This is a genomic window from Pseudarthrobacter siccitolerans (assembly GCF_001046895.1).
GTDB lineage: Bacteria > Actinomycetota > Actinomycetes > Actinomycetales > Micrococcaceae > Arthrobacter > Arthrobacter siccitolerans.
In genome coordinates this window covers 189,967-209,523 of the sequence record NZ_CAQI01000042.1, presented here as the reverse complement: position 1 = coordinate 209,523, position 19,557 = coordinate 189,967, and the positions used below count along the sequence as shown (strand labels likewise).

General features: G+C 60.8%; 16 protein-coding genes and 1 pseudogene. 12 read left to right on the top strand and 5 right to left on the bottom strand.

All coding sequences use genetic code 11. The features are described from left to right. Positions 1 to 92: 92 nt before the first annotated feature. Positions 93 to 635, top strand: coding sequence for a flavin reductase family protein (locus ARTSIC4J27_RS23560; RefSeq protein ID WP_200900800.1), 543 nt, complete (start codon positions 93 to 95; stop codon positions 633 to 635). A 393-nt stretch (positions 636 to 1,028) separates the two neighbouring features. Here ARTSIC4J27_RS23560 and ARTSIC4J27_RS23555 read toward each other — a convergent pair. From ARTSIC4J27_RS23555 to ARTSIC4J27_RS10185, 3 genes and pseudogenes are all read right to left on the bottom strand, one after another. Beyond that, positions 1,029 to 1,424 (bottom strand): annotated as a pseudogene (locus ARTSIC4J27_RS23555) (hypothetical protein); the annotation flags it as partial. A 59-nt stretch (positions 1,425 to 1,483) separates the two neighbouring features. Beyond that, on the bottom strand, positions 1,484 to 2,629 hold the full coding sequence (locus tag ARTSIC4J27_RS10190; RefSeq protein ID WP_083435405.1) for an IS630 family transposase: 1,146 nt from the start codon (positions 2,627 to 2,629) through the stop codon (positions 1,484 to 1,486). Between the two features lie 114 nt (positions 2,630 to 2,743). Continuing rightward, on the bottom strand, positions 2,744 to 4,156 hold the full coding sequence (locus tag ARTSIC4J27_RS10185) for an MmgE/PrpD family protein (protein WP_161799564.1): 1,413 nt from the start codon (positions 4,154 to 4,156) through the stop codon (positions 2,744 to 2,746). 433 nt (positions 4,157 to 4,589) lie between these two features. Between ARTSIC4J27_RS10185 and ARTSIC4J27_RS10180 the strand changes: the two genes are divergently transcribed. From ARTSIC4J27_RS10180 to ARTSIC4J27_RS10140, 10 genes are all read left to right on the top strand, one after another. After that, positions 4,590 to 5,963, top strand: a complete 1,374-nt coding sequence (locus ARTSIC4J27_RS10180) for an MFS transporter (protein ID WP_050055076.1) — start codon at positions 4,590 to 4,592, stop codon at positions 5,961 to 5,963. 167 nt (positions 5,964 to 6,130) lie between these two features. After that, the gene (locus tag ARTSIC4J27_RS10175; RefSeq protein ID WP_200900788.1) at positions 6,131 to 7,651 is read left to right on the top strand and encodes an aldehyde dehydrogenase; all 1,521 of its coding nucleotides are present in this window, start codon (positions 6,131 to 6,133) and stop codon (positions 7,649 to 7,651) included. A gap of 16 nt (positions 7,652 to 7,667) precedes the next feature. After that, positions 7,668 to 8,825, top strand: a complete 1,158-nt coding sequence (locus tag ARTSIC4J27_RS10170) for a zinc-binding dehydrogenase (RefSeq protein WP_050055075.1) — start codon at positions 7,668 to 7,670, stop codon at positions 8,823 to 8,825. After that, positions 8,822 to 10,042: a CaiB/BaiF CoA transferase family protein gene (locus ARTSIC4J27_RS10165; RefSeq protein WP_050055074.1), complete on the top strand. Its 1,221-nt coding sequence runs from the start codon at positions 8,822 to 8,824 to the stop codon at positions 10,040 to 10,042. The genes ARTSIC4J27_RS10170 and ARTSIC4J27_RS10165 overlap by 4 nt, the downstream gene beginning before the upstream one ends. Continuing rightward, positions 10,039 to 10,431, top strand: coding sequence for a Zn-ribbon domain-containing OB-fold protein (locus ARTSIC4J27_RS22145; protein WP_083435404.1), 393 nt, complete (start codon positions 10,039 to 10,041; stop codon positions 10,429 to 10,431). Before ARTSIC4J27_RS10165 ends, ARTSIC4J27_RS22145 begins: the two co-directional genes overlap by 4 nt. Continuing rightward, on the top strand, positions 10,424 to 11,569 hold the full coding sequence (locus tag ARTSIC4J27_RS10160; protein WP_050055073.1) for a thiolase family protein: 1,146 nt from the start codon (positions 10,424 to 10,426) through the stop codon (positions 11,567 to 11,569). Before ARTSIC4J27_RS22145 ends, ARTSIC4J27_RS10160 begins: the two co-directional genes overlap by 8 nt. A gap of 148 nt (positions 11,570 to 11,717) precedes the next feature. Continuing rightward, entirely contained in the window at positions 11,718 to 12,467 is a 750-nt protein-coding gene (locus tag ARTSIC4J27_RS10155) for a GntR family transcriptional regulator (RefSeq protein WP_050055178.1), read from the top strand. A gap of 238 nt (positions 12,468 to 12,705) precedes the next feature. Continuing rightward, the gene (locus ARTSIC4J27_RS10150) at positions 12,706 to 13,158 is read left to right on the top strand and encodes a carboxymuconolactone decarboxylase family protein (RefSeq protein WP_050055072.1); all 453 of its coding nucleotides are present in this window, start codon (positions 12,706 to 12,708) and stop codon (positions 13,156 to 13,158) included. Between the two features lie 390 nt (positions 13,159 to 13,548). Further along, the gene (locus ARTSIC4J27_RS10145; protein ID WP_050055071.1) at positions 13,549 to 15,705 is read left to right on the top strand and encodes an amylo-alpha-1,6-glucosidase; all 2,157 of its coding nucleotides are present in this window, start codon (positions 13,549 to 13,551) and stop codon (positions 15,703 to 15,705) included. Between the two features lie 344 nt (positions 15,706 to 16,049). Further along, positions 16,050 to 16,499, top strand: coding sequence for a hypothetical protein (locus tag ARTSIC4J27_RS10140; protein WP_050055070.1), 450 nt, complete (start codon positions 16,050 to 16,052; stop codon positions 16,497 to 16,499). 248 nt (positions 16,500 to 16,747) lie between these two features. Here the strand turns inward: ARTSIC4J27_RS10140 and ARTSIC4J27_RS10135 are convergent, their stop codons facing one another. Both ARTSIC4J27_RS10135 and ARTSIC4J27_RS10130 read right to left on the bottom strand, forming a co-directional pair. After that, on the bottom strand, positions 16,748 to 17,047 hold the full coding sequence (locus tag ARTSIC4J27_RS10135) for a hypothetical protein (RefSeq protein ID WP_050055069.1): 300 nt from the start codon (positions 17,045 to 17,047) through the stop codon (positions 16,748 to 16,750). Between the two features lie 133 nt (positions 17,048 to 17,180). Next, positions 17,181 to 17,435, bottom strand: coding sequence for a hypothetical protein (locus ARTSIC4J27_RS10130; protein WP_050055068.1), 255 nt, complete (start codon positions 17,433 to 17,435; stop codon positions 17,181 to 17,183). Between the two features lie 878 nt (positions 17,436 to 18,313). On the opposite strand from ARTSIC4J27_RS10130, the gene ARTSIC4J27_RS10120 reads away from it, so the two are divergent. After that, positions 18,314 to 19,549, top strand: a complete 1,236-nt coding sequence (locus tag ARTSIC4J27_RS10120) for an IS110 family RNA-guided transposase (RefSeq protein WP_050055066.1) — start codon at positions 18,314 to 18,316, stop codon at positions 19,547 to 19,549. The last annotated feature ends 8 nt before the right edge of the window (positions 19,550 to 19,557 follow it).

Sequence of the window (19,557 nt, the reverse complement as noted above, 5' to 3'; positions counted from 1 at the left end):
CGGCCCCACCCTGGTTTCGTACACCATCCTCGCCCGCAGGGAAGGAATGACAACCCATTGCGCTTTGTACAACGAACCTCTGATTTCGAGGAATACCCCCTCCATCTCGTCCATCGTCTGATGGAACCCGGGCCGACCATCCTGATCGCAACCGAGGACGACGGCGAGCCAAACCTGATGACCAACGGTTTCAACATGCCGATCAGGCATCCCCGGCACTGATCGGAGTCACTCTTGGTCCGTGGGATTACAGCTACCACGCCCTGCGTAATACTGGAGAGTGCGTCATTGCAATACCGTCCGCTGGACTGGCTGAAGCCGTCGTGGATGTAGGGAACTCCTCCGGCCAGGACATGGACAAATGGAGCGGATTTGGCTTCACTCCCATGCAGCCCAAAGAGGTTTCAGCTCCGCTCGTTCGTGAATGCTTCGCTAACATCGAATGCGTTGTAGCAGATGACAGGTTGGTCGACGAGTACGACCTTTGGGTGCTTCGTCCGGTCCGAGCCTGGTACGCACCCGGGCTGCGGGGATCAGGGGAATTCCACCATCGGGGTAACGGGACGTTCTCCACGAATGGCAGCGTCATCGACCTTCGCGACCGCATGACCAAATGGCCTTCCCTCTCCGTCTGACACCCCCAGCGTCATGGACGAATCCCTGCCCGTCACGGTGAAGGGGTTTCTCACGCTTAGTCCGATCCTGCTCGTCCACACGCCATCTCTGCAGAGCAAACAAGACGATGAGCTGCGGTTCCGGTTCGGAGCTGGACGGGGAGAGTGGATGAACGGCCCAGAGGAACAATCTGAGATAGCCACTAAAGCGGGAAACGAGGACCTCCCTCGTCATCGAGTGAGCGTTACCGACATCGATACGGGAGGTCCTCGTTCATGAATCACTCCACGCCGTTCACAACCTCGTGGGAGTTCAGCTAGGAGGGTGCTGTATTCGGGCTCCTGCTGGAAGGGCAGTTTGCGCCCTTGGCGTGGTTTCCGGCGGGCGGTGCCCGTGGCTGCCGGGACCGGATGTTAGCTGACTGTTCCGGTCGAGCCGATGGCGTTGAACGGTGCCGGCTCTCGGAGTTCGGACGATTCCCGGACCCGGGTTTCAGGCGATCGCCCAGGTCCCGTCGCTGTTAGCGGGACCGAGATTGTGTATGCCCAAGTTCGGGTCGGACCGCGCGCAGGCTGAGCCAGGAGTTGTTCCTGCCGACGGCGCGATGGGGGATGCGCCCTCCCGGTGAGCCAGGCGATAGAGCGTTCGACCATCGGCGGATGCTGCCGGTAGCTCTGATGGATTTCCTGGTCGGCGGCCCATTCCCGGTGTCCACGCTGCAGCGGGGCGAACTGGTGAAGGGTGGGGTTCCTGCCGTCCCGGGCCGTCGTGTAACGGGATCGGAGCGGACACTTCCTGCAGGCGGCTCTGAAGAAAGCCCGGTGGTGGGCCCACCCGAAAAGAGTCTTGCCCCACCAACGCCTCTACGTCAAGAATCTCTCGTTGCCGTCGTCACGACCCTGCATCCCTCAAGTCCTAACGGTGCGCAGCCAGAATCCAACAGATGCACTTTTACTCCCGAATTCTTCACCACGTTCCTAGTGTCCTGCGCCTGAAAGGTGAAGGGCGTGGGACTTGTGTTCCATTCGGTGACCCATTTGCGGATGTCGGACTCGAGGGCCTGGACGCTGCGGTGATCGCTGCGGCGCAGCAGGTCCTCGGTGACGAATCCGAAGAACCGCTCGACCTGGTTCAGCCAGGATGAGTACGTCGGGGTGAAATGCATGTGGAACCGCGGGTGGTTCTGCAGCCACGTCTTCACCACGGGTGTTTTGTGGGTCTGATAGTTGTCGCAGATCAGGTGCACGTCCAGGCCCTCGGGGACCTGGGCGTCGATCTTGGCCAGGAACTTCCTGAACTCGATGGCCCGGTGCTTGCGGTGCAGGCTGGAAATCACGGACCCGTCCGCGGTGTTCAGCGCCGCGAACAGGGTTGTGGTCCCGTGCCGGACATAGTCATGGGTGCGCTTCTCCGGCATGCCCGGCATCATCGGGAAAGCCGGCTGGGACCGGGCCAGCGCCTGGACCTGCGACTTCTCATCCACACTGAGCACCACAGCCGATTCAGGCGGATTCAGGTAAAGGCCCACCACGTCATAGACCTTCTCCACGAAGAACGGGTCATTGGAGAGCTTGAACCCGTCAGCGCGGTGCGGCTTGAGTTCGAAAGACTTCCAGATCCGCCCGATCGTTGACTTTGAGAGCCCCGACCGCTCGGCCATCTTCGCCCGGGACCAGTGCGTGGCATTCTTCGGCGTCGATTCCAGCGTCACAACCACGACATCCTCTACCTGATCACTGGTGATGCTCGCAGGACGGCCGGGCCTGGGATCATCAACAAGCCCGTCCAGCCGGCGCTCTAGGAAGCGGCGCCGCCACTTAGCCACGGTATGAGGTTCGACTCCGCACCGGGCACCGACCTCCACGTTGCTCAGGCCCTCGGCGCTGCCCAACACGATCTTCGAGCGTGTGGCCAGCGCCTGTGCCGACTTGGCTCTGCGGGCCCACCGGGACAGTGTTTCCCGCTCTTCATCCGACAGTTCCAGAGGGGCCTTCGGCCGTCCAACGTTCGCCATAAACCATTCTATAATTACGAAGCGAATTTCAGGCGCAGGACACTAGGTCGGCCTATCCCAAACCGTCAAAGAAGGCTGGGATGGACACCGCACTTGACCCCGGCATCTCACGAATCACCGCACTGGATCGGAAAGTTCACTCATCGATTCCGCCGGCTGGGCGCTGATGGCGGCCGAAACAACTTCCCTCACATCGTTGGCCGCCGCGAGGTCATTTATGCTTCGGACAAGAAGCTGATACTGATCGGCCGAGAGATTCGATTCGGAACGCATTCGCTCCCCCCTAGCGACAACCTGTCGGAGAGACCAGGAAAGGAGGGAGTCGGTTTCCTCGATCGCCCGCTCGAGCACGGAACCATCCGCGAGATGAGCGGTGGCCTTGGCTGTTTTCGCCGGCCTGCCGCTATCAGCAACGAGTTTGATTTTCCCAACCATCTCCATGACTTCGGGAGTTTCGAACTCCTGCAGTGATGCCAGAGTGATGTCACCGTGGACCAAGGCTGTGGCAAATGCGAATCTTGCACTCATCAACGTCTGGGCCACCGTCTGGAAAGGGCCATCGAACGGCATACCCGGGTAGGTCGCTTCGCGCTCGTTCATTCTGAGGGTAATGGATTCCACCGTTTCGGCCCGCAACCCTTCGGAGCGCATCTGAACGCCGAGGAGCGAAGGCGCCTGGTTGAAGGCACAGACCGGATACGGCTTGAACGTCACCCCCAGAATATTCCAGACGTTACCCAGATCTGTGGTCAGGTCTTCTGCATCTATCCCTGCGAAGCACTCCAGGAACCCTGCGGGTCCTTCGATTGCCGTCTTCGAGCCATGAACCCCTTCGACAGCCAGCGTTGCGGCCATGAACCCGTTCATGGCAGCCTTTGCCGGCTGAAAGCGCCACTCATCTGTTCCTGCCCCGAAGGACTCGGAGGTGCCACCTGAGCTGGCCGCAGCGATAGCAATGGCCGAAGCCATTTGCTCGGTGCTGAGTTGAAGTATCTTTCCGACCGCCGCAGCGGCGGCTACTGCACCAAAGACGGCTGTGGCTCTAAACGGAGGCGTGGTCCTCTCCGTCAGAACGGCAGAAAGAGCCGTCCCCACCTCATATCCAGCCAAGACGGCGTCCATGAACGTCTTACCGTCACACATCTTGGACTCGGCCGCCGCGAGGGCGGCCGGTATAACGGTGATCCCCGGATGGAACGTACCATGGGTGTCTTCTTGTGCCCGGGCATGAAAAAGCGACGCATTGATGAACGCCGCTATGGGTGGAGAGTGATAATCACCGGTGATAAGGGATCGCGACCGGCCTGCCCGCAGTTCAGGATCTCCAGGGCCCATCGCCCTTTCGGCCGCCATCCCGAAAGGGGCGTCCATTCCGGCGGCTCCAACCATAATGGCGTGAATCAAGCACGCCTTCACCCGTTCCAGTACCAATGCCGGAGCATCACCAACTTTGACTTCGCACGCAAACAGCGCGAGTCGTTCGGCGATCGTGCTCGTGGTGGCGGATGGCTCCTGCTGAAGCCCCATTGCTCCCTGCCGCATTCCTTAACTCCTTGGGTCGTGCGCCTTTTGCTCTGGCGCTTTGGTTCCTGGCCGCTCGTATCCGGCTGGCAACCTATCTGTAAATCGTCCGTACCATTGTTACCCTAGGCCTCGATCCTCACCCAGTCAATCACCGCACCCGGGAAGCCATATTCAATCCGGACTATGGCTTCTGGACGGCGGAAACACACGGAGTATGGGGCTCTCATTTGAGTCTCGACAGGAGGCAAGCAAACACCTCTTGACGTAAAGGGATGACCGAGCTAGATTTGTCCGTACCTTTGTAGCGCAGGTCACGTCCAGTAGAGATGGCGTCACAAGCACCGCCTCTCCCTTGGTTCAATCGCCTATCCCGGTGAATGAGACAACTTGGCATTCAGACATAGCCCCAATGACAAATTCTCAAAGGAGAGAATCAATGAACGCAGAAACTACACCTCACACTGAGGTTCCACCCGAACCCCAGAGCACCTCAATAATCGCTGATGGTTCGCTAGCCCCCCAGGTCTCCAAGCGGGTTGCCGTTGCGGCTGGCATCGGTCATTTCCTGGAGTGGTTTGACTTCGCCGTATATGGCTTTCTCGCAGTCACGATCGGACAGCTCTTCTTCCCGTCCGAAAATCCAACCGTCTCTCTACTCTCCTCCCTTTCGGTCTTCGGTGTGGCATTCCTGTTCCGGCCCATGGGTGGCCTGATCATCGGAGCCCTGGGGGATCGGCTGGGGCGCAGAGCTGCTCTCTCATTAGCAATTGTCTTGATGGGCGTATGCACCCTCGCGATCGGCCTCCTGCCAACGTATGAGACCATCGGGATCGCGGCCCCCATCCTTCTCGTGGTGTTCCGCTGCGCACAGGGATTCTCGGCCGGTGGTGAGTACGCGGGCGCAGCAACCTTTCTGATCGAATACGCCCCACATGGGCGCCGGGGCCTCTGGAGCAGTGTTGTCTCCGCGGGTGCCGCCATAGGAGTCATGGGGGGTGGAGTTGTCACCCTCCTCCTGGCGAGCAGCATCAGTAGTGAGGAAATGTCCGCCTGGGGCTGGCGAGTGCCGTTCATCGTCGCCGGGCCGCTTGCGGTATTGGGCTTGTACCTGCGGCTTCGGCTCGAAGACACCCCGGTGTTCCGCGAACTCCAGCGCACGCACGAGGTAGAGCACGCGCCTTTGCGATCCGCGAGCAAGAAGAGCCGTTCAGGAATTTTGCTGGTCTTCACCTGCACCGCGGTCACAGGACTTGGGTTCTACTACCTGGCGACCTTCGTCATTACCTTCCTGACGGTCAAGGTCAACATGCCACGCACCGCTGCCCTTGAACTCTCCATCCTTGGCCTCTTGATCTACTCCATCATGTGCCCCATCGCCGGCATGATCGGCGACAGGATCGGGCGAAGGAAAACGATGCTCATCGGCACCATTGGCATCGCCGTTGTGACTATCCCGTGCTTTATGCTCCTGGGCACCGGAAATTGGTTCCTCGGATTGGCTGGGCTGGTGATCTTCGCTGCCTTTGAGGCGCTCGTCAACGTGATGCTTGGCGTACTGATGGTGGAACTTTTCCCGGCCCGGCTGCGCGTGAGTGGCAGCTCCATAGGCTTCAACGTCGCGCAGGCACTGATTGGGGGCCCAGGCCCATTCATCGCAACGGCCATCGCGTCGGCCTTTGCCCTCCTGGTGGCGCCAGCCTTCTATCTCGCCGCCGTAGCGCTGATCTGCTTCTTCGTTCTGCTGCGCTACCTGCCCGAAACACGCGGCGTCTCCTTGTCCTCCAACGAAGCTGTCAAGACGCATTCCTAAGGCCTGAGGCCGGCCCAAGGGCCGGCCAACGGTCACCACCGTCAGGAGAAGTCAGCGTGTTTTAGCAGACCCAGAAATGTTCATACGCAAGAAGACCGCGCACAAGTAGCGCGAACTTGACCGGGCAACCGTAGGCCCAAAAGCAGGAAGCAGGAAGCAGGAAGATTATGAGTTCCAACCAAACACTGGCCAGTGCCGACAGTGAGTCGACCCAGCTCGAGCACCGCAGCATGTACATCGGCGGCGAATGGGTCGAGGCAGAGTCGGGTCAGACATTCGAATCCGTCAATCCGTATACCGGGAAGCCTTGGGCCACTGTTCCTCTGGCGGGGCCAGCTGACGTCCGCAAGGCCGTGAGTGCAGCCCAGGCCGCTCTGGAAGGCCCTTGGGGGACAATGTCGGCGGCGCAACGCGGAGTCCTCATCCGTCGTTTGGCTGCTCTCATTGAGTCCGAGGCCGACTCCTTGGCCGTCATCGAAACCAGGGACAACGGTAAGGTCATCCGGGAGACCCGGAGCCAGATGGCGGGCCTGCCCGCGACCTATGAGTTCTTTGCAGGTGCAGCGGACAAGATCTTCGGGCAGACCATCCCCGCCCCACAGACCAATTTCTTCACGTATACCCGCCGGGAGCCGATCGGAGTCGTAGCGGCCATCCTCCCGTGGAACAGTCCACTCTTCCTGCTGGCCAGCAAGCTGGCGCCGGCCCTTGCGGCGGGCTGCACCTTTATTGCCAAGCCTGCAGAACAGACCCCCAATTCAACCCTTGAGTTTGCAAGGCTCGTCCATGACGCGGGGTTCCCGGCAGGCGTCTTCAACGTCCTTACCGGGGCCGGCGCGACTGGCGCCGCCCTGACTGCTGATCCCGGGGTTCACAAGATCACTTTCACCGGATCTACCGCCACAGGAATCGCTGTCATGAAGAGCGCGGCGGACCACATCGCTGAAGTCACCCTTGAACTCGGCGGCAAATCCCCCAACATCATTTTCCCTGATGCTGATCTTGACGCCGCCGTCAACGGAGCGATGGCCGGCATCTTCGCCGCCACAGGCCAGACCTGCATCGCGGGGAGCCGGCTTCTTGTGCATAGTTCAATCCATGACGAAGTGGTGAGGAGGCTTGCCGATCGTGCACCACAGATCAAAATGGGTGACCCCTTGGAAATGGCAACGGAGATGGGCCCCATCGCCTTCTCCGAGCAGCTCGACAAAGTCCAGTACTACGTGAACCTGGGCGTCGAAGAAGGCGCCACCATCACGTCCGGTGGGCGGCGGCCCGAGACACGGGGCCTGACTGACGGATTCTTCTTTGAACCAACCATTCTCACCGGAGTCAACAACTCCATGCGAGTGGCCAGGGAAGAAATCTTCGGGCCCGTTCTGGCAGTCATCCCCTTCGAGGACGAGGCGGAAGCAGTTCGCCTCGGCAACGACACGTCTTACGGGCTCGCGGCTGCTGTGTGGACTAAGGACGTACAGCGCGCACACCGGATCGCGCACCAGCTAAAAGCGGGCACCATCTGGGTGAACTCCTACCGGGTCCTGGCGAATAACGTCCCCTACGGAGGCTTCGGCCAGAGCGGCATCGGCCGCGAAAACGGGCTGGAAGGCCTGGACGCATACCTGCAGACAAAGTCCGTGTGGGTTGAGCTCACGGGCGAAAGCCGCGACCCGTTCAAACTCGGCTAAGACAAAGGAAAAAGCCATGACAAACAGTACTTTCGAGATTCCCAAGACAAGCCGTGCGGCAGTACTTGCCAAACACGGCGAGGACCTGGAACTACGCGACATCCCCGTCCCCCAGGAGCTGGAAGCCGGAGCGCTGCTCGTGAAGATCGAAGCAGCCACCATCTGCGGCTCAGACCTCCACCTATGGGACGGCTCGCTCGGAGGAAGCCAAGGGGTGGACCTTCCCGTCATCCCTGGCCACGAGATGGTGGGCAGCATCGTGGCTTTCGGGCCCGGAGCCGAAAGGGACACCTTCGGGGCTCCCCTGGAATTGGGCGACCGCATCTGCTTCACACACGCATCCTGCAACAACTGTGACCACTGCCGCCTCGATAACCAGCCCACATTGTGCACAAATCGGCAGTACTACATGTTCACAAACTGCGAACGCCCGCCCTACCTCGTCGGCGGCTTTGCAGAATACTGCTACGTCTTTCCCAATTCCGGCCGGGTACGAGTCCCCGATGAGGTTCCAACCTCATGGGCCTCAGCAGCCAGCTGCGCCCTGCGAACCGTAGTTCACTCCTTTGAACGCATCGGAAAAATGAACCCCTGGGAGAATGTTGTGATCCAGGGTGCCGGCCCGCTCGGACTGTTCGCCACCGCACTTGCAGATCACCTTGGCGCAGGGCGGATCATCACCATAGGTGCCCCTGAAAGTCGACTGGCCATCGCCAAGCAGTACGGAGCGACGGACACCATCTCCATCGCGGACGCACCCGAACCCGAAGACCGGATCAGCGCAGTAAGGGAACTACTGGGCGGACAGGGTGCCGAAGTCGTTTTCGAATTCTCAGGTGCACGCACTGCCTTCACTGAGGGCCTGGGAATGATCAGAGAAGGTGGCCGATACATGGTCACCGGTCAAATCGACGGCCCCGGAAAAGAAGTACCCGTGCGTCCGGGCTTCATCACCCGCCAACAGCTCACCATCATGGGCACCTGGTCTGGCCACATCGCCGAATACCGCAAAGCGCTGGACTTCATGAAGAACTCCAAGGGCAAATACGACTTCGGCGCACTGGTTCCCAACCACTACCGGCTCGATCAAGTCAATGAGGCGATGTCCCGGATGCGGTCCCAGGAAGACATTAAGCCCCTGATCGTTCCCCACGGTACGGCGGCGCTGACATGAGACCCCTCGAAGGCCTCCGCGTCCTGGAGCTGGGACAGTACATAGCCGCACCGTATTGCGCGATGATCCTCGCCGATCTCGGTGCCGAAGTAATCAAGATCGAAAAACCCGACAGCGGAGACCCCCGCAGGGTTTACGACCCTCTCGTGCAGACCGATGCCGGCGCCCTGAGCGGCGGGTTCTTGAGCTATAACCGGAACAAGAAATCGGTAACCTTGGACCTCAGCAGCCCGACGGATCGGCTCGCCTACCTGGCCCTTGCAGGAACCGCGGACATCATTGTCGAAAACCTGCGACCGGGCGCCGTCGACAAACTCGGAATCGGTTACGACGCGCTGCGGGAAGAAAACCCGCGATTGGTCTACTGCGCGATCAGCGGCTACGGGCGTCTGAACAGTCACCGCGGGGAATTTTCAGACCGCCCCGCATTCGATACTGCAATCCAGGCCATGGGCGGTCTTATGTCCGTCACCGGTGAAACGTCCGGTCCGCCGCTGCCGACGGTCACCGGCTTCGCCGACATATACACTGCCGTTTACGCATCCGTTGGCATACTCGCCGCAATTCAGGGACGGGAACGAACAGGGTCGGGTTCATTCGTGGACCAAAGCATGTACGACACAGTCGCATCCCTGCTGGAACGGGAGCTGATGCTTTGGGACTTCACAAAGGAAAAGCGTGTAAGGGGCGTCGACCGGTACGCCCCCCTGGGCTCACTGCAAGCCAGCGATGGATTCGTAGCGCTGATCCTCCCTACAGACGAGATGTGGCGCAGACTGTGCAAGGCCATTGACCGGCCGGATTTGCTTGACCATCCCCTTCTGGGCTCCGTGATGAACCGTGCCGAAAACTTCGCAACCGTCATCCGTCCCGAAGCCGAAAAGTGGACATACACACGGACGCGTCGGCAGATCGTCGAATCCTTCGCCGCTGCCGGACTACCCGCGGGTGAAACTCAAACCATTGACGAACTTTATGACTGCCCGCACCTGGACGCCAGGCACATGTTCATCAGCATCGATGACCAGTTTGCCGGCAAGCACCGGATGATCAGGACGCCGATCCTCATGGACGCCTACGAGGAGCCCCGCCCCGACTCAGCCCCGGAGCTGGGCGCCAACAACAAGGAACTACTGCAGGATTTGAAACCACGCTCCGGGAACGAACGAACTGGAGCCCCGCCCAAGGACCACATCCTCCTAGGAGCAGAACAATGACATCTGTAGATATGCCTCTTCGTGAAGACGTAGTGAACCTGGCGAATGGCCTGCAGGGCATTTCATGCCTCGCCTGCCAACGGCATTCATTTCCGCAGAGACCGCTCTGCCTTCATTGCGGCTCTGACCGGGTTGAAAACGTCAGCTTGCCCAAGCAAGGCCGCGTTTGTAGCTGGACCGTTGTTCGTCAGGCCCCTGCCCACTTGAAGACCCCCTACACACTTGTCACGGTCGATTTCGAAGACGGTAACCGTGTACTCGGCGCGGCAGAAGGCAACGTCGACATCGGGACAGTCGTAGGGGTCGAGTTGTACCCCAAAACTGTTGACGAGTCCGGCAACTCACTATGGTGGTACCGCTTCCGAGGAATCGAGGAAACAAATGAGTGAAACATTCATCGCCGGAGCAGGAATGGTGCGGTTCGGGAAATACCCCGTAGACGTCACCTTTGAAAAGCTCGCGGTCGGGGCAGCTCGGGCAGCGATGGCAGACTCATACGTCATCCCTGCCGATATCGAAGCCGTATATATGGGGCACGTTTTCGGTGGCCCGGTAGCGGGCCAGCGCGTCGCTGTCCAACTTGGGCTAGGCGGACTGCCTGTCTCGAACCACGAAAACTATTGCGCCAGTGGAGCAACAGCGATTCGAGAGGCCTGGATTGCAATAAAAGCCGGGATCCACGACATCGTGCTCGTCATTGGTGCCGAGAAAATGACGGACCGAGTCGCCGGCGGAGTCATGCCAGACCCGACTGACCTCGACGCCATCAACGGACTGGTCATGGCAGCCAACCACGGGATGAGCGCGCGCCGGTATATGTACGATCATGGCGCGACCCGGGAACAGATCGCAGCCGTTGCTGTCAAAAACCACGCGCACTCCGTTCATAACCCATTCGCCCAATACCAGCGCCCAGTCAGCCTCAGCGAAGTACTGGAGGCACGCATTATCACCGAACCGCTAGGACTTCTGGACTGCAGCCCCATTAGTGACGGAGCAGCGGCCGTAGTCCTGTGCAGCAAGGCCGGTCTGGCAAAACTGAAAATTCGCTCCGCCCCCCGGATAGCAGGATGCGCACTCATCAGCGGGAGCGTGGTATCCACTGCCGCCGGCCTTAACGATGAGGACGTCTCACGGCGGGCTGCAGAGCAGGCATGGAACATCTCAGGCTTTGGACCGAAAGACGTCGATCTTGTTGAGATGCACGACTGCTTTACCATCGCCGAAATCGTTAGGCTGGAGGGGCTCGGTCTGATTCCAGTAGGTGAAGGCGGAATCTGGACCGAGAACGGCAGCACATCCCTCGGGGGGAAAATGCCCGTAAACACCAGCGGGGGCCTTCTTAGTCGCGGACATCCGGTCGGTGCCACGGGCGTGGCCCAAATATGTGAGCTGACATGGCAACTCACTGATCGTGCCGGTGCACGTCAGGTTGAGGATGCTCACCTCGGTCTGGCTTACTGCAAAGGCGGTACCGTCAGCGGCACCGATGGCGGTTCAGTAACTGTATTGATGGTCGAAAGATGACGCTCCCTCAGGTTCCCTGTAGTTCTCGGACGTCAGGGAACCTGAGGACCGATCCGGCGCCACGCCCAGGAGGAATTCGTCCGGACATATGCTAGATTTGATGGTGTTCGGCAGGTCCCGAACGGGCCGAATCCAACGGAGGTACAGGATGGGGGTTCATACCCGAGAAGAGCGCGCAGTTCCTGCTTATCGGTCCCTCGCTGCGCAGATTCGGGCCGATATTGCCGCGGGGGTTTATTCCGAAGGGCGGAAGCTTCCGACCGAGAGTGAGTTGCAGGCTGCCCATAAGGTCAGCCGGCACACCGTTCGAGGAGCTCTTCAAATCCTGCTGACGGATGGCCTGATAAACCGGGTCCAAGGCAGCGGCACCTACGTCAATGGCCGCCAGGATTCCCAAGGGCGTTACATGCGGTCCATCGGATCCCTCGATGAGATTATTGTTTGGCCTGACACGACCACTGAGGTAATAGAGCCATTTTCCGTTGTCGTAGAGCCATCCATAGCTGCCCGCATGGGCCTCACTTACATAGAGGTGAGCCGGGCCACCGTGCGCCGTTCCTACAAAGGGGTGCCGTTCGTGGTGACCCGCCACTACGTGGAACCAACTCTGGGTGCGAAGCTGGCCGAGTTGGGAGAGGCGTCGCCGGGCGAAGGAACAGTCATCGGAATCGCAGAGCACTTCCTGGACAAGCCCATAACAGGCGCGCGCCAGGAAATTACCGCGATGAATGCCCCGGACCATGAGGCCGGGCTGATCGGATGCGAAGCCGGTGACGCGATCTTGCTGATCGAACGTCTCTATTACGACGCGGACGGGAAGTTCATCGAGTTCACCTCCTCACATTTCAATCCCAGACGCTATGCATATCGTATGGAACTGCACAGAAATGCCCCGTAGCTCTCTCGATTAGGTCATTCCGTCGCATCGCCCACCCAGCGATCAAAACTCGCGAAAGTTGTGGCATCCAACCGCGAGAACAATGGACGTTCGGAGTCTCCCTGGTTCGGGAACCTGACTGAGGCAGCTCGAGAGCCCAGACGGCTGCCGACAATTCGATTCAAGATCAGCATGCTTCAAGCCGCTCCGTCTGGAGCCACGTAACCTGACCAGCCAGCAACCGCGCGAGGAACGAAAAATGCCCACCCAAGACGGCACTGGAAAGCGCAGTGCAAGATCCGAGCGCTTTGAACGTGGGTTCAAGGTGTTGAATACCCTGAACCCACGAACCGGATCAAACGTTGTAACCGCGCTAGAAGGTGTGGCCCCAGACTTGGCGGAGCACATGGTTGCTTTCGCGTATGGCGACATCTACTCCGGGGACACTCTGTCTCCGGCTCAACGCCAGCTTGTCACCCTCGGCATCCTCGCCGCCCTGGGAGGCTGTGAAGCTCAGTTGGAGTTTCACCTGAATACTTCGCTGAACGTCGGGCTCACGCCTGCGGAGATTATCGAAGCTCTGACCCAATCGGCTGTCTATTGCGGCTTCCCCAGAGCATTGAACGCCGTGTTTGAAGCAAAACGAGTTTTTGCCGAGCGAGGACTGCTTCCGCTGGAGAATCCGCAACACATTGGTCTGCGGGCAGAGTAGACCAACATTGGCGTGGAAGACCGCCAAATTCGAGACAGCCATCACTGTGGTCTACCGGGCCGAGCCAGACGCAGCCAGCTCTTCAAATACGCTCCACCGGGTCGGATGCACTGCGGGGCAAATAAGACGAGATGGATGCAGGCCTACTGCTGGCCCCGAAGTCTGTCCGAGGCAGAACAACAGGGCCTAGCCGAAGAATTTGTGCACGAGCATTCCCCCGACCTACATCCGCGACGGTGACGGAATCTCACTGAACATGGGGCATCCAGTCGTGGCTCTGGCATCAATCGGAACACGGGCGTAGCGTCGCTTAGAACGATGCAGGCCGGCGGCGCTTGGACAGAACATCTGACCACGTCGCCTAGGGGAAATCCGTTGGAGGAACCGGAAATGGCTGGATGGAATGCCGACACGGCGGCCGGGCCCTTAGGTGCCGGGACGGTCACTTTAGTGGAGGGATCGTCGTTCTGCATTTCCTTGCCGAACGGGGACATCCATCCCGAACATCCGCACGGAGTGTTCTTTCAGGACATACGCATCGTGTCCGGCTGGAACCTCACGATTAATGGACAGCCCCTGGAGCCGCTGGGAGCCGAGACGAAAGAGCCGTACCGGGCGCTGTTTGCCGGCCGTGTTCTCCGCGGGGACGGGTATGCGGACAGCCCGCTGATCGTGGAGCGACTGCGCGAAGTCGGTACAGGAATCCTGGAGCAGATCACGGTACGGAACTATGCCCTGAATCCTGCAGAATGCGTTATTTCCCTTAGGATCGAATCCGATTTCGCGGATCTCTTCGAGGTAAAGGAGGCGCGGATCTCTCGGCAGTGGCACGAAACCCGCCACTCCGACGGCGATACCTTGACGATCCAGGCCGCTTGGCAGGATGCCCGGAAGGGCGTTCTGGTCACGGCCGAGGGTGCCGATGTCACGGCAGAGGCCCTGACGTACCGGACCGTTGTCCCGCCCCACGGCCAATGGACAGCATTGGTTAGCGTAGTGCCCCTCGTTGACGGAATCAGCCCCAGCATGCTGTTTGTTCATCCGGATACCGGCGAACTTTCGCCGAGTGACCGACGTCGGCAGGAGTGGGTGGCCAAGATTCCGGTGCTGCAAATGGGAAACCGCTCCATTGAACGAACCCTGCGGCGCAGCTATGACGACCTGGGCGCCCTCCGCATCGAGGATCCGAACCATCCTAACCGAGTCATGGTAGCCGCCGGGGCACCCTGGTTCATGACTCTGTTTGGCCGGGACTCGCTCTGGGCGTCCCTAATGGCCCTCCCGGTGGACCCTTCCCTGGCCTTGGGCACGCTCCAGACGCTGGCCGACCGGCAGGGCACCCTGGTGGACCCGATGAGCGAGGAAGAGCCAGGCAAAATCCTGCACGAAGTCAGGCTCGATATCTCCAGCGGGCTTTCCCTGGGCGGCAAATCGACGTACTACGGCAGCGTAGACGCCACGCCCCTGTTCGTGATGCTGCTCGGATCAGTAAGCCGCTGGGGGTTCGCAGCGGATACCATCGCCGCTTTGCTGCCGCATGCAGACCGCGCGCTGGAGTGGATCAGAGATTACGGGGACAAGGACGGCGACGGATTTGTCGAGTATGAGCGTCTCAACGACCAGGGGCTGATCAACCAGGGCTGGAAGGACTCCTGGGACGGGATCAATTTTGCCGACGGAACCCTGGCGGAGCCGCCGATCGCTCTCTGCGAGGTGCAGGGCTACGTCTATACCGCATATTTGGCGCGCGCATGGATGGCGTACGACGCCGGCGATGCGACTCTAGGGAATGAACTGGCCGATCTCGCCGCGCAACTGAAGAAACGGTTCAACGAGCAGTTCTGGATGCCCGAGCGCGGGTACTACGCCGTCGCCTTGGATGGGAAGAAGCGTCAGGTCGACGCGTGTGCTTCCAATATGGGCCACTGCCTGTGGCTCGGCCTGGTGGATGAGGATAAAGCTCCGCAGGTGGTCGAACGCCTGATGTCTCCGGAGATGTTCAGCGGCTGGGGCGTGCGAACCCTGGCGAGTGACATGGGCGCTTACAATCCTGCCAGCTACCACAACGGTTCAGTATGGCCACACGACAATGCAATCATCACGGCCGGCCTGGTACGCTACGGCTTCGTGGCGGAAGCACAACGGATCTCCAACGCCCTGCTGGAGGCGGCGGAGTACTCTGATGGCCGACTCCCAGAGCTGTTCTGCGGCTTCAGCCGGGACCAATTCGCCAAGCCATTGCCCTATCCAACGGCATGCGCGCCACAGGCCTGGGCAGCGACCACACCGATCCTACTCTTGACGAGCCTGATGCAGTATGACACCCACGTTTCCCGCGGTGGCCTATGGATGGACCCCGTGCTCCCGGAGTCCTACGGCGACCTGCATATCAGCAATGCGCCCATGGGCAACGGCCGGATCACCATCGACATCGCCAACTCCGTCCCCTCCATCCAAGGCCTGCGCGAAGGAATCGTGTTCCACCGTGGGCACCGGCCGTGGCTGACCGAACTGGTGGAGCAAGCCAAACGGAACAGGACGTCGTAACGGGGGTTGCGGGGTCCCTGCCGCGAAGAATGCCTCGAGTGAATGAAGTGCCGTGAAGTTCTCGACAGACCGCGAAAGTTCGATCGGAACCTGATCGAGGCAGGCCGCCCGCTCGCCCATCGAGTAGTCGCCTTCTGCTGGTTCTGCGACAGCCCCGCTGGGACTCGATCGAAGGAGCACATCTTCCCGCAGTGGCTTCTCAGGCACCACAGGGCCATGGATGAGCGAATCGACCCCACCCGCATCAGCATGCCCCTCGGCGGCGTGTCGCGTTTGAGCGCGGGGAGCGTCGACTGCGCGCCCATTTCAACGGCGAGGTCTGTGCCGGGTGAAACAACGGCTGGATGTCCTTGCTGGAGATAAGCGCCATGCCGATCCTGACTCAGAGTCCGTGCCGCGGGCGAATCACCGATGACGAAGCCACGATCCTTGCGCGATGGTTCGCGAAGACGGCAGTCAACCTCAACGTGTCCCAGCCCTTCAGGCTCCTCGTCGACGAGCCTTCCCGGCATGCGCTTGTTAGCGTCCCGGACGGATTCGCCGTGCACCTCTTCCGTGTCCGCAAGCAGAACGGCGTCTTCGACTGGGTTCAGAAGGCACCGGACGCCGCGTCCTGCTCGCAGGCCCAGCTTGGTGGGATGCGACGGCTCATGGAACTCACTCTAGTGACGCACATCCGCATCGCGGACCACGTCGCGGTCGTCGTTCACGTTCCCGAGCCGCTGCGGTCGAGGGATGTGGTCCCCGAAGGGACCGCCCGTATCTATCCGCTGCCCGACCGCCTGCCGACCTGAGAAGAGCTACCCCTCCACGACGACTACCTGGGCCATTCACACACATTGACCTGATCGAAGACCCGTCGCGGCAGGAGGAGGGGTGGAGTCAGCCGTCATAACGGAGGCCTTCGAATGGGACGTCGAACTGTGGAGCCGAAGGGCGCGCGGCCCATTCATCGACCTCTACCTGCAGAATCCCCCATAGCCGTCCCCGGAATCTGTCGGCAGGCCATGCGACGTTGTCGTCTCCAGCCACGATCGAATCCTCAACCCGGTGCGTCGAGCCCCGCCTCGGCAAGTGCTACCCGCATGGCTACATCCAGTAATTCCAGCCATTCCTGCAACTCCTCCACGGTGAAGCCACCGACTGTCACCTCGTGCTTCGACACGCTGAACGATGCATGGAGCGTCATGGGTTCGTCGTTGTACCGCCTCCTCGCACTCTCCTCTTCATCCGGAGACGAGAGTCTCGCGATGAGAATCGCGTCGTCCAGCACCCGCCGGTTGTACTCGATCTCCAGTAGCTCACCGATCGATGGTCCACCCTCCTCGTCCCAATGCTCCATGGCGGGCGCAGCAGGGTGGTTGCCTTCCCGCCTGGCACCGCAGGCTTCACGCCTGCGGGGAGCCTGTCGTGGGCACGCCGCGCATTCCTCAACGCCACGAACAGGAACTGGTGCTCAGCAGCGACCTGCATGCTCAAAGCCGCTGCGGGGACACAGAACGGCCGTTGCGGGTCGAACGGCGGGCGGCCATCAAGGCTGTCGCGCCATCTTTGAGCGAGCAGGGGTCCTTGTGGCCCTCAAGGTCTGCCCGCATCGAAGCGTCGAAGTACGCCGAATAGAGTTCCATGGCAGCGTGCTCGAACCGCGCGGCCTGCATCCGTGCGGCCTTCGTCCACTGCAGGCCGCCACGCCAGATGATCGGATCTCCGTGCTTCCGCGTCTTCCTCATGCCCTGATGCTGACACGTTCTGTGTGAAGATACCTCGTCGCGCCTACGGGTGTGCCCTCTCCGATTCAGCGCAAGTTCGGAGCGTGCCGGGCGATCACCAGTCTCGTCAGTTGCTCGCCTCGAATCGTGACTGCGTCGAACATCGCATCTGACATGGCCGCAAAGTCTGTCGGACAGCGACGGGCGACGTCTCGCGGCACGAGGTCGGCGAGCGGGCGCACTAAATGGTCGCGCATCCCGAGGTACACGTGGACAAAACCGTCGAGTCCATTTCCGGCGGCGACGTTCAGGAGAGACCGTCCGGAGTCTTGGACACGCCCCGTGCGAGATCGTCAGTGTCTGCTTCAATCGGTTCATCAGGTACTGCGCGGGCTTGGCCGTCTCTCGTCCGCGACCGGAGTCAACTGCGATCACATAGTCGAGGTCGTATACATGGGCTGTGTGTTTCGACGACCGTCCAGGAAGCAGTGGTGTGATTCCGAGGTTGTCGTAGACGCCCCCGTCGGTCATCGAAAGGCGCTGAACCGTCCTGATGCCGGTGTCGAATGCCTCGAACGTGTAGTTGCGTACTAGCTCCCCAGGTCCGCTGCCGCGTCCCTCCGTGGAAGGGGAAAACGGGTGCCTGCCCCCCGCCTTTTCGGAGTACTTCAGCCTTTCCGGGCGGTGGCCGCCGGGCCGATACTGGTGGCGTGTTCCGGATGCGTCCCTGGTCTGCCTATGGGGCCTGTGAGCCCGTGTATTAGCTTGGTGGCGGAGGGCCCTTCGTCCGCGGGGACCGTGGACTGTTGCCTCGAGCACGAACGTTAGATTTCTGCCTTTCCTTGCCTTCTCGTCCGGGACACACCTTACGATCCGACAACGGCGGGAGGGCCGGAACCATGGATGTCCTATTCAAACGGTGCGCGGGACTGGATGTGTCCAAGCGCGATGCAAAGGCCTGCGTGCGTGTTGCCGGCGGCGGGAAGATCACGCAGACGATCACGACGTGGACCTCGATGACGAACCAGGTTCATGAACTGGCCCGTCACCTGCTCCGCGAACGCGTGGGCCTGGTCGTGATAGAGGCGACCAGCGATTATTGGCGCCAGTTCTATTTCATCCTGGAGGAGGCCGGTCTCAACGTTCAACTGGTCAATGCCCGGGATGCGAGGAATCTGCCCGGGCGCAAGACCGACGTCTCGGACTCCGCGTGGCTGGCCCAGCTTGGCGCCCACGGGCTGGTCCGCGGCTGTTTTGTTCCGCCGGCCGATATCCGCCGGATCCGCGACCTGACTCGGGCCCGGACGGCAATCACCGATGAACGCTCCCGGGAGATTCTGCGGCTGGAGAAGATGCTCGAGGACTCTGGCATCAAACTCTCCTCGGTCGCAACCGATATCACGGGTGTCTCCGGACGGCTCATGCTCGAGGCGCTGATCGGCGGCGAAGAGGACCCGACGGTTCTCGCTGAGATGGCACGGACAAGGATGCGCCCGAAGATCCCGGCGCTGGTCGAGGCCTTGACCGGGCGGTTCAATGACCACCATAGGTTCCTGGCCCGGCTGCACCTGGACCGGATCGATGCGCAGAGCAATGATCTTCGGCGGGTTGATGACAGGCTAGAAGGACTCATGGCCCCTTTCGCCCAGGCCCGGGAACTGCTAGCGAGCATCCCGGGCATCGGTGACCGGATCGCCGATGTCATCATCGCCGAAACCGGGGCCGACATGAGCATCTTTCCCACCGCCGGGCACCTGGCCTCGTGGGCCGGGGCCGCGCCCGGGGCCAATGAATCGGCAGGACGGGTCAAGTCCACGAAAACGCGGCCCGGGAACCGGTACCTCAAACGCGCCTTGGGCACCGCGGCCCTCTCGGTATCCCGGTCCCAAACGACCTACCTCGGCGCGAAGTACCGCCGCGTCAAATCCCGGCGCGGGCCCATGAAAGCACTCGTCGCCCTCGAACAGTCGATCCTCATCGCCATCTGGCACATGCTTACCAACGGCGAACTCTATGCCGACCCGGGACCCGACTACTTCGTCCGCAGAAAGCCCGTCCAGGCACAGATCCGCGCCGTCCACCAGCTCGAATCCCTCGGCTACACCGTCACCCTCGAACCCCGCCCGGCCGCATAACAGGCCCC

Bases quoted from the DNA above. Each gene is read 5' to 3' on its own strand.
- ARTSIC4J27_RS10145 (WP_050055071.1), top strand. From the start codon at position 13,549: ATGGCTGGATGGAATGCCGACACGGCGGCCGGGCCCTTAGGTGCCGGG.
- ARTSIC4J27_RS10140 (WP_050055070.1), top strand. From the start codon at position 16,050: ATGTCCTTGCTGGAGATAAGCGCCATGCCGATCCTGACTCAGAGTCCG.
- ARTSIC4J27_RS10160 (WP_050055073.1), top strand. From the start codon at position 10,424: ATGAGTGAAACATTCATCGCCGGAGCAGGAATGGTGCGGTTCGGGAAA.
- ARTSIC4J27_RS10150 (WP_050055072.1), top strand. From the start codon at position 12,706: ATGCCCACCCAAGACGGCACTGGAAAGCGCAGTGCAAGATCCGAGCGC.
- ARTSIC4J27_RS10185 (WP_161799564.1), bottom strand. From the start codon at position 4,156: ATGGGGCTTCAGCAGGAGCCATCCGCCACCACGAGCACGATCGCCGAA.
- ARTSIC4J27_RS10120 (WP_050055066.1), top strand. From the start codon at position 18,314: ATGGATGTCCTATTCAAACGGTGCGCGGGACTGGATGTGTCCAAGCGC.
- ARTSIC4J27_RS22145 (WP_083435404.1), top strand. From the start codon at position 10,039: ATGACATCTGTAGATATGCCTCTTCGTGAAGACGTAGTGAACCTGGCG.
- ARTSIC4J27_RS10130 (WP_050055068.1), bottom strand. From the start codon at position 17,435: ATGAGGAAGACGCGGAAGCACGGAGATCCGATCATCTGGCGTGGCGGC.
- ARTSIC4J27_RS10155 (WP_050055178.1), top strand. From the start codon at position 11,718: ATGGGGGTTCATACCCGAGAAGAGCGCGCAGTTCCTGCTTATCGGTCC.
- ARTSIC4J27_RS10180 (WP_050055076.1), top strand. From the start codon at position 4,590: ATGAACGCAGAAACTACACCTCACACTGAGGTTCCACCCGAACCCCAG.
- ARTSIC4J27_RS10170 (WP_050055075.1), top strand. From the start codon at position 7,668: ATGACAAACAGTACTTTCGAGATTCCCAAGACAAGCCGTGCGGCAGTA.
- ARTSIC4J27_RS10175 (WP_200900788.1), top strand. From the start codon at position 6,131: ATGAGTTCCAACCAAACACTGGCCAGTGCCGACAGTGAGTCGACCCAG.
- ARTSIC4J27_RS10190 (WP_083435405.1), bottom strand. From the start codon at position 2,629: ATGGCGAACGTTGGACGGCCGAAGGCCCCTCTGGAACTGTCGGATGAA.
- ARTSIC4J27_RS10165 (WP_050055074.1), top strand. From the start codon at position 8,822: ATGAGACCCCTCGAAGGCCTCCGCGTCCTGGAGCTGGGACAGTACATA.
- ARTSIC4J27_RS10135 (WP_050055069.1), bottom strand. From the start codon at position 17,047: ATGGAGCATTGGGACGAGGAGGGTGGACCATCGATCGGTGAGCTACTG.